Raw genomic sequence first — 1,523 nt, 5'->3', positions numbered from 1 at the left:
ACCGTCAGGGTGGCGCGCATCGCGTGGTAGTTCGGTCCATCGACGGGCTTTGCGCCATCGAAACGAAATGAGTAGCCGCCCGACTGAATGCTCTGGCCGACGTCAAGCTGCGCATCGGCGCCGGATTCATAGCCCTTGACCAGCGTCACGCCCGTGATGAACACACCAATGCCGACGTGCGCCACCAACATGCCGTAGAAGCCGTGAGGCACGTTCAGGAACCGTCGCAATAGGGGCCCGCGCTGGTCGGCCAACCGGTCGTAAAGCGCCGTCAAGACCGTCGCGACGCACCACACGGCCAGGAGGATCCCCAATGCGACCAGCGGCCGCCAGCCACCCGCAATCCAGGGCAGGCCAAGCGCCGAAATGACGCTCAGCGCCGCCGCCCAGCGCAGGCGAATGGCGAGATCGGGCAGGCGTGCGGACTTCCATCGTGTAACCGGGCCGACGCCCATCAGGAACACAGCGGGTGTCATCAAAGGCACAAAGACAGCGTCGAAATACGGCGCGCCGACGGAAATCTTGCCCAGGCCGAGCACGTCCAGCAGGAGCGGATACAACGTGCCGAGCAACACGGAAGCCGCTGCGACCATCAACAAGACATTGTTCGACAGGAGCAAGGCTTCCCGCGACAGCGGCGCGAAGCCCGGACCGGCCTTCAGGCCGCGTTCGATTTTGGGCGCGCGCCAGGCGAACAACGCGAGCGAGCCGCCTGTGACTATCGACAGGAACGTCAGGATGAAAATGCCGCGCGCGGGATCCGTGGCGAACGCATGGACCGAAGTGATCACGCCCGAGCGCACGAGAAACGTGCCCAGCAAGCTCAGAGAAAACGCGCAGATGGCAAGCAGTACGGTCCACGCGCGAAAACTGCCGCGTTTGTCGGTGACGGCGAGCGAATGGATCAGCGCCGTGCCCACGAGCCACGGCATGAACGACGCGTTCTCAACCGGATCCCAGAACCACCAGCCGCCCCAGCCCAGTTCGTAGTACGCCCAGCCGCTGCCGAGCATGATGCCCAGCGTCAGGAACGTCCACGCGGCAAGTGTCCATGGCCGCGACCAGCGCGCCCAGGCGGCATTGAGTTCGCCGGATAGCAGAGCAGATATCGCAAACGAAAACGCGACCGCGAAGCCCACGTAGCCCATGTACAGGATCGGCGGATGCGACACCATGCCGGGATCCTGAAGCAAGGGGTTGAGATCGCGGCCGTCCATCGCGGCGGGAAGAAGGCGCACGAACGGATTCGATGTCCACAGCATGAAGAGAAGAAGTCCGGCGTCGATCCAGCTCATCACGCCGAGCACGCGCGCGACCATCGCGACGGGAAGCTGCTTGCTGAAGAGGGACACCGCGAGCATCCAGAAAGTAAGCAGCAGCGTCCAGAGCAGGAGCGAGCCTTCGTGTCCACCCCAGATGGCCGCGAAGCGTTAGGCGAGCGGCAGCATCGAATTGGAGTTGTCCGCGACGTACGCCACGGAAAAATCATCGCCGACAAACGCTGCCGCGAGGCACGCGAACGC

Annotated in this window: 1 pseudogene; it reads right to left on the bottom strand. The window is 64.0% G+C overall.

What is annotated here, in order from left to right:
- Positions 1-1,523 (bottom strand): annotated as a pseudogene (locus tag WCA53_RS16805) (heme lyase CcmF/NrfE family subunit); the annotation flags it as partial.

This window comes from Caballeronia sp. (assembly GCF_049581465.1).
In the GTDB taxonomy this organism is placed as follows: domain Bacteria; phylum Pseudomonadota; class Gammaproteobacteria; order Burkholderiales; family Burkholderiaceae; genus Caballeronia.
Note: the sequence above shows the minus strand (reverse complement) of the source record. Positions and strands in the feature narration are given on the sequence as shown.